5 protein-coding genes are annotated in these 4,042 nt (G+C 70.2%); all 5 read left to right on the top strand.

Annotation, left to right across the window (positions count from 1 at the left end; all coding sequences use genetic code 11):
- Positions 1 to 928, top strand: a 928-nt coding sequence (gene gap, locus I59_RS01185; RefSeq protein WP_022902312.1) for a type I glyceraldehyde-3-phosphate dehydrogenase, incomplete at its 5' end; no start/stop codon positions are given.
- Between the two features lie 3 nt (positions 929 to 931).
- The gene (locus tag I59_RS01180; protein ID WP_022902311.1) at positions 932 to 2,149 is read left to right on the top strand and encodes a phosphoglycerate kinase; all 1,218 of its coding nucleotides are present in this window, start codon (positions 932 to 934) and stop codon (positions 2,147 to 2,149) included.
- Positions 2,146 to 2,925: a triose-phosphate isomerase gene (tpiA, locus tag I59_RS01175; protein WP_031272343.1), complete on the top strand. Its 780-nt coding sequence runs from the start codon at positions 2,146 to 2,148 to the stop codon at positions 2,923 to 2,925. Before I59_RS01180 ends, tpiA begins: the two co-directional genes overlap by 4 nt.
- Positions 2,926 to 3,044: 119 nt before the next feature.
- Positions 3,045 to 3,296 (top strand): preprotein translocase subunit SecG, encoded by a 252-nt coding sequence (secG, locus tag I59_RS01170; protein ID WP_022902309.1) that lies wholly within the window; start codon positions 3,045 to 3,047, stop codon positions 3,294 to 3,296.
- A gap of 3 nt (positions 3,297 to 3,299) precedes the next feature.
- On the top strand, positions 3,300 to 3,662 hold the full coding sequence (locus I59_RS01165) for an RNA polymerase-binding protein RbpA (RefSeq protein WP_031272341.1): 363 nt from the start codon (positions 3,300 to 3,302) through the stop codon (positions 3,660 to 3,662).
- The last annotated feature ends 380 nt before the right edge of the window (positions 3,663 to 4,042 follow it).

The following is a 4,042-nucleotide window of genomic DNA, read 5'->3' as shown; positions in this document are numbered from 1 at the left end:
CGACCTCGAGATCGTGGCGGTGAACGACCTCACCGACAACGCGTCGCTCGCGAACCTGCTGAAGTTCGACTCCATCACCGGCAAGCTCCCGGCGACGGTCGAGCTCGACGGCGACAACATCGTCGTCGACGGCAAGGCGATCAAGGTCCTCGCGGAGCGCGACCCCGCCAACCTCCCGTGGGGCGAGCTGGGCGTCGACATCGTCATCGAGTCGACCGGCTTCTTCACCAAGGCCGCCGACGCGCAGAAGCACATCGAGGCGGGCGCCAAGAAGGTCATCATCTCGGCCCCGGCTACCGGTGACGACGTCACGATCGTGCTCGGCGTGAACGAGGACTCGTACGACCCGGCGAACCACAACATCATCTCGAACGCGTCCTGCACCACGAACAGCCTCGCGCCGCTCGCCAAGGTGTTCCACGACAAGTTCGGTATCGAGCGCGGCCTCATGACGACGGTGCACGCCTACACCGCCGACCAGAACCTCCAGGACGGCCCGCACAAGGACCCGCGTCGCGCCCGTGCCGCGGCCCTGAACATCGTCCCGACCTCGACCGGCGCGGCGAAGGCGATCGGCCTGGTCCTCCCGGAGCTCGCCGGCAAGCTCGACGGCTTCGCGCTGCGCGTCCCGGTCCCCACCGGCTCGATCACCGACCTCACCCTCGAGACCAAGTCCGAGGTCACGGTCGACGAGATCAACGCCGCCTACAAGGAGGCCGCGGAGGGTCCGCTCAAGGGCATCCTGCTCTACAGCGAGGACCCGCTGGTGTCGACCGACATCACGACCGACCCGCACTCCTCGATCTACGACTCCGGCCTGACCAAGGTCATCGGCGGTCTCGTGAAGATCACCTCGTGGTACGACAACGAGTGGGGCTACTCGAACCGGCTCGTCGACCTCACCGAGTACGTGGGCGAGCGCCTCTAACCCATGGCGCTCCGAACCCTCGGTGACCTCGGCGACCTCGCCGGCCAGCGCGTCGTCGTCCGGTGTGACCTGAACGTCCCGCTCAAGGACGGCAGGATCACCGACGACGGGCGCGTACGTGCGTCGCTCGACACGCTGAACACGCTCGTCAACGCCGGCGCCCGCGTCATCGTGATCTCGCACCTCGGTCGGCCCGACGGGTCGCCGGCGCCCGAGTACTCGCTCGCCCCCGTGGCGCAGCGCCTCTCCGAGCTCCTCGGCAAGGAGGTCACCTTCGTCGGCGAGACCGTCGGCGACGAGGCGACCGCGGCCGTCGCGGATCTCGGCGACGGTGACGTCCTGCTGCTCGAGAACCTCCGCTTCAACCCGGAGGAGACCTCGAAGGACACGTCCGAGCGCCAGGCGTTCGCCGAGCGCATCGCCGCCCTCGGCGACGCGTTCGTGTCGGACGGCTTCGGTGTCGTGCACCGCAAGCAGGCCTCGGTGTACGAGCTCGCGTCGGCGCTGCCGTCGGCCGCCGGCTCGCTCATCGAGACCGAGCTGACGGTCCTCGAGCGCCTCACGTCGACCCCGGAGCGGCCGTACACGGTCGTCCTCGGCGGCTCGAAGGTGAGCGACAAGCTCGGCGTCATCGACCACCTCCTGCCGCAGGTCGACACGCTCTGCATCGGTGGCGGCATGCTCTTCACGTTCCTCGCGGCCCAGGGCCACGGGGTGGCGAAGTCGCTCCTCGAGGCGGACCAGCTCGAAACCGTCCGCGAGTACCTCTCGCGGGCACAGGAGCTCGGGGTCACGATCGACCTGCCGACCGACGTCGTCGTGGCCTCCGGGTTCGCGGCGGACGCAGCGCACGAGACGGTCGCCGCAGACGCGATCGAGTCGTCCTCGTTCGGTGCCGACGGCATCGGGCTCGACATCGGTCCGGAGACGGCCGCGCGCTTCGCGTCGGCGGTGTCCGGCTCGAAGACGGTGTTCTGGAACGGCCCGATGGGCGTGTTCGAGTTCCCGGCCTTCGCCGCCGGCACGAAGACCGTCGCGCAGGCGCTCACCGAGGTCGACGGCCTCGGGGTCGTCGGCGGCGGTGACTCCGCCGCGGCCGTGCGGTCGCTCGGGTTCTCGGACGACCAGTTCGGGCACATCTCGACCGGTGGCGGTGCGAGCCTCGAGTTCCTCGAGGGCAAGGCGCTGCCCGGTCTCGAAGCACTGGGGTGGTCCCGATGAGCCGAACTCCTCTCATCGCCGGTAACTGGAAGATGAACCTGGACCACCTCCAGGCCATCGCCACCGTGCAGAAGCTCGCATGGACGTTGAAGGACGCCCGCCACGACTTCGACGACGTCGAGGTGGCGGTGTTCCCGCCCTTCACCGACCTCCGCAGCGTGCAGACGCTCATCTCGGCGGACAAGCTGCCGATCCGCTTCGGCGCACAGGACCTCTCGCAGTACGACTCCGGTGCCTACACCGGTGACGTCTCGGGTGCCTTCCTCGCCGCGCTGGACGCGCAGTACGTCATCGTCGGCCACTCCGAGCGTCGCACGATGCACGGCGAGACCGACGAGGTCGTGGCGGCGAAGACCGCAGCGGCGATCAAGCACGGGCTCGTGCCGGTCGTCTGCGTCGGTGAGACCGGCGAGCAGCGTGAGGAGCGCGGCGCAGGTGTCGTCGCGGTCGAGCAGCTGCAGGTCGTCCTCGACGCCGTGCAGCCCGCCGAGATCGTCGTGGCGTACGAGCCGGTCTGGGCGATCGGCTCCGGCCAGGCGGCCACGGCCGAGCAGGCGCAGGAGGAGTGCGCGGCGATCCGTCGCGGCATCGCCGCCGCCTGGGGGGACGAGGCCGCTGCGGCAACCCGTGTCCTCTACGGCGGATCGGTGAAGTCCGGCAACATCGCCGGGTTCCTCCGCGAGCCCGACGTCGACGGCGCACTGGTCGGCGGGGCGTCGCTCGACGTCCAGGAGTTCGCGGCGATCGCCCGCTTCCGGCAGCACGTCGGACTCTGACAACCGCACTCAGGCCGGTCGTGTCCGCACGGCCGGCCTGAGCCACGCCCGGCCTGCGGGCTCGGTCCGGTCCACCGGGCCGGTATACTCGCATGGCTGACTGACACGAAAGGTACGTCGTGGCGATTCTCTCCGTCGTGCTGCAGGTCCTGCTCGCGATCACGAGCCTCCTGCTCACGCTCCTCATCCTGCTGCACAAGGGCCGCGGTGGCGGCCTCTCCGACATGTTCGGCGGCGGCGTGACGAGCAACCTCGGGGCGTCCGGCGTCGCCGAGCGCAACCTCAACCGCATCACGGTGATCCTCGGTCTGGTCTGGATCATCTCGATCATCGTGCTCGGTCTCATCAACAAGTTCACGACGGGGAGCTGACACATGGCATCAGGAGGCAGCGCCATCCGCGGATCGCGCGTGGGCGCGGGCCCGATGGGCGAGCAGGACCGGGGGGTCCAGGCCGAGCGCGTGGCGATCTCGTACTGGGACGCCCTGGGGCACGAGGTCGTACGGTACTTCGCCGCCGGCCTTCCCGAGGACGAGATCCCCGAGACGGTGGACTCGCCGTCGACCGGTCTGCCGGCCGGCCGCGACAAGGAGAACCCGCCCGTCGTCGCGAAGACCGAGCCGTACAAGACGCACCTCGCGTACGTGAAGGAGCGCCGCACCGAGGAAGAGGCAGCGCAGCTCCTCGAGGACGCGCTCCAGCAGCTCCGCGAGCGTCGCGGCACCGCCTCGAAGTAGGCACCACGCACGTCCGAAGGCCCCCGTACCGATCCGGTACGGGGGCCTTCGTGTCTGCTCGTCGGCCCGCCGCGTGTTCGTTGGTCGCACGACGTGCCGCGTGCCGTGCGCGTTGGTCGCACGAGATGCCGTCAGACGCGCCGGCGAGCGACAGCTCCTGCGACCAGCACGAGGGGCGGGGCCGGCGTGTCGGGGCGGTCGCGACACCCCGTCTGGACGCCCTGTCCTGGTCACGAACGGTCGCTCACGCTCCGCCTGGCCGACGTTTCGCGACCGCTCGGCGAAGGGTCGCGGGGAGTCGTGACCGCCCGGCACGCACGGCGCCCGGCACGCACGGCGCCCGGCGCGCCGCGCCCGGCGCACCCCGCGAACGACGGGAG

This window comes from Curtobacterium sp. B8 (genome assembly GCF_000333315.1).
Lineage (GTDB): Bacteria > Actinomycetota > Actinomycetes > Actinomycetales > Microbacteriaceae > Curtobacterium > Curtobacterium luteum.
Note: the sequence above shows the minus strand (reverse complement) of the source record. Positions and strands in the feature narration are given on the sequence as shown.